The sequence below is a fragment of the Streptomyces sp. NPDC002690 genome, assembly GCF_053592415.1.
The window spans coordinates 1-3,404 of the sequence record NZ_JBSFVR010000550.1 but is presented as its reverse complement, the minus strand read 5'-3'; the positions used below and the strand labels follow the sequence as shown (position 1 = coordinate 3,404).

Sequence of the window (3,404 nt, the reverse complement as noted above, 5' to 3'; positions counted from 1 at the left end):
CCTCACTCATGGACACATGCGCGCTCTCTTGGGTGCGGTGGTGTACGGCCTAGTTGTACGTCACACCCTTATCCGTCGCGGTGCAATGGCCGGCTCCGCCGGCCGACGCCGGCGCCCAGCCCCGGCCGGACCGTCTCACCCGGCACTGAGCCCACCACCCGACCCGGCCCCGGCAGCTGGTACCACCCACAGCCGGGACCACCCACAGCTGAGGCCGCCCGGAACTGAGGTCCGGGCGGCCTCACCCTGAGCCACTGCCCGTACGTCAGCCCCGGAACCACCGCTGACCTGGCCCGATGCCGGCGGCCTCCCGCTCTGTCAGACCGCCCGCCTAGACTCGTCGGAGCTGGGACGGACACCGGCGGTGACATCAGGACGAGGCGCGGGCGCGCCCGGACGAGAGCGGGAGGGGGTGGGAGGTATGGCGGTGCGGGACCTGTCCGACACGGACACGGGCCGTCTGCTGCGGCGTGCGGCCGTCTTCCTGCCCGCCGCCCTTCCGAGGGATGGACGGATCGCTTTCTGGGACCCCGAGAACACCGGCTGGGACCCGGCGGACCACCTGGACGGCGCCGGGGGAGCGGAGACCGGGGAGCCCCGCAGCGGTGACGGTCCGGTCGTCGCGGAGATCACCGTCGTCCGCGGCCACGGCGCACAGGGGGTCCGGCGCCGCCAGGTGCCCGCCCTGCTGATGCCGGTCGACGATGCCGTGCCGCTGCTCGCCGGAGCCCGGCACCTGGCCTCCGCGCACCTGTCCACCCGCTGCTGGGGAGCGGCGGCCCTGCACGCCCTGAACCTCGTGGCGCGCGGGCGGATGCTGCCCGGGCTCACCCCGGGGGACCACGACGCCTGGCGGGCCGACCCCCGCGACGCCACGGACGTGGCCCATCTGCGGGCCGTCGCCGCGGCCCTGCCGCCCGAGGGGTACGCGGTGCCGCTGCCCGACACGGCCCCGCTGCGCCTCGCCGATCCGGAGTTCCTCGTCGGAGCCTTCCTGGACGCGGTCGCCGACACCCTGCCCCGGACCCCTGCCGCGGCCTTCGCCTCCGGGGCGCCGTTCGCGGCCCGGGAGGCGCAGCACCTTCCCGGCGTCGCCGCCTGGGCCGTGGAGGTCGCCGCGGGGCTGGACGCCGGTGTGCAGGTCTCGCTCCGGCTCGACCTGTCCGCCTTCGAACTCTTCGACAGCGCGGACAGCCACGCTCCCGACGGCATGGCCGGCGGCCCCGACGACTCCGCCGTCCGGCACGCCGCGGCGGCCGTCGTCCAGGTGCACAGCCTCGCGGATCCCACCCGGGTCACCGACGCGGCGGCCCTCTGGGGCGGCCTCGCGGGCGAGCCGTTCGGGCCGCGGGCCCGGGTCGACACCGTGCTCGCGCTGCGCCGTGCGGCCCGGGCGTGGGCGCCGCTGGAACGCCTGCTCGACCAGCCGGTCCCCGACGTGCTCGCCCTCACCGAGGACGAGCTGTACGAGCTCCTCGGCCCGGCCGGCGCCCGCCTCGCGGATCTGGGTGTCAGCCTCCACTGGCCGCGCGAACTCGCCCGCTCGCTCACCGCGTCCGCCGTCGTCCGCCCCGCCCCGGGCTCGGCCACCGACGGCACCTCCTTCTTCGACGCGGAGCACCTCTTCGCCTTCGACTGGCAGCTCTCCCTCGGCGACGAGCCGCTGACGGAGGCCGAGATGGACCGCCTCGCCGAATCGCACCGGCCGGTGGTGCGGCTGCGCGACCAGTGGGTGGTCGTCGACCCCGGCCTCGTCCGCAAGGCACGCAAGCGGGAGCTGGGTCTCCTCGAACCCGTCGAAGCCCTCGCCGTCGCCCTCACCGGCAGTGCCGAGCTCGACGGCGAGCAGGTGGAGGCCGTACCGACCGGTGCCCTCGCCGCCCTGCGCGCCCGCATCCTCGACGAGGACACCGTCCTGGCGCCGCCGCCCGGTCTGCGGGCCACGCTCCGCGACTACCAGTTGCGGGGTCTGACCTGGCTCGACCGGATGACCTCGCTCGGCCTCGGCGGCTGCCTCGCCGACGACATGGGCCTGGGCAAGACGATCACCCTGATCGCGCTGCACCTCCACCGCGCCCACCCCGCACCGACCCTGGTGGTCTGCCCCGCCTCCCTGCTCGGCAACTGGCACCGGGAGATCAACCGCTTCGCCCCCGGGGTGCCGGTCCGCCGCTTCCACGGCACGGACCGAACTCTGCCCGGCGAGGAGGCCGGATTCGTGCTGACCACCTACGGCACGATGCGCTCCGGCGCCGAGCAGCTCGCCGCCCACGGCTGGGGCCTGGTCGTCGCCGACGAGGCGCAGCACGTCAAGAACCCGCACTCCTCGACGGCCAAGGCCCTGCGGACCATCCCCGCACCCGCCCGCGTCGCGCTGACCGGCACTCCGGTGGAGAACAACCTCTCCGAGCTGTGGGCGCTCCTCGACTGGACCACCCCGGGGCTGCTCGGCCCCCTCAAGGCGTTCCGCTCCCGGCACGCGCGGGCCGCCGAGAACACCGGTACGGCGGCCGGTCTGGGCAACGACGAGGCCGTCGAACGCCTCGCCCGGCTGGTCCGCCCCTTCCTGTTGCGCCGCAAGAAGTCCGACCCCGGCATCGCCCCCGAACTCCCGCCCAAGACGGAGACCGACCACCCCGTCTCCCTCACCCGGGAGCAGGCCACGCTCTACGAGGCGGCGGTCCGCGAGACGATGGCGCGGATCGAGGCCTCGGAGGGGATCGCCCGGCGCGGCCTGATCATGAAGCTGCTCGGCTCGCTCAAGCAGATCTGCAACCACCCGGCCCAGTACCTGAAGGAGACCGCCCCGCGCCTGGACGGCCGCTCCGGCAAGCTGGCCCTCCTCGACGAGCTGCTCGACACCATCCTGTCCGAGGACGGGTCCGTGCTGATCTTCACCCAGTACGTCACGATGGCCCGGCTGCTCTCCGACCACCTCGCCGCCCGCGCCGTCCCCTCGCAACTGCTGCACGGTGGTACCCCGGTGGCCGAGCGTGAACGCATGGTGGACCGTTTTCAGCAGGGCGAGGTCCCCGTCTTCCTGCTCTCCCTCAAGGCCGCCGGAACCGGCCTCAACCTCACCCGCGCCGCCCACGTCGTGCACTACGACCGCTGGTGGAACCCGGCGGTCGAGGAACAGGCCACCGACCGCGCGTACCGCATCGGGCAGACGCAGCCCGTGCAGGTGCACCGCCTGATCGCCGAGGGCACCGTCGAGGACCGCATCGGCGAACTGCTGGAGTCCAAGCGTGCCCTGGCCGACGCGGTGCTGGGCGACAGCGGCGAGCGTGCGCTGACCGAACTCAGCGACCGCGACCTCGCCGACCTCGTCGCGCTCCGGAGGCCCGCGTGAGCCCCGCCCCCGGGGCCCGTACCCCCGGCGCCCGTACCCCGGACCCGCGTAC

At 74.6% G+C, this 3,404-nt stretch carries 1 protein-coding gene; it reads left to right on the top strand.

What is annotated here, in order from left to right; all coding sequences use genetic code 11:
* Positions 1–421 precede the first annotated feature (421 nt).
* Positions 422–3,352 carry a DEAD/DEAH box helicase gene (locus ACWD3D_RS34990; protein ID WP_451464716.1) on the top strand — a complete coding sequence of 977 codons (2,931 nt, stop codon included), beginning with the start codon at positions 422–424 and terminating at the stop codon, positions 3,350–3,352.
* The last annotated feature ends 52 nt before the right edge of the window (positions 3,353–3,404 follow it).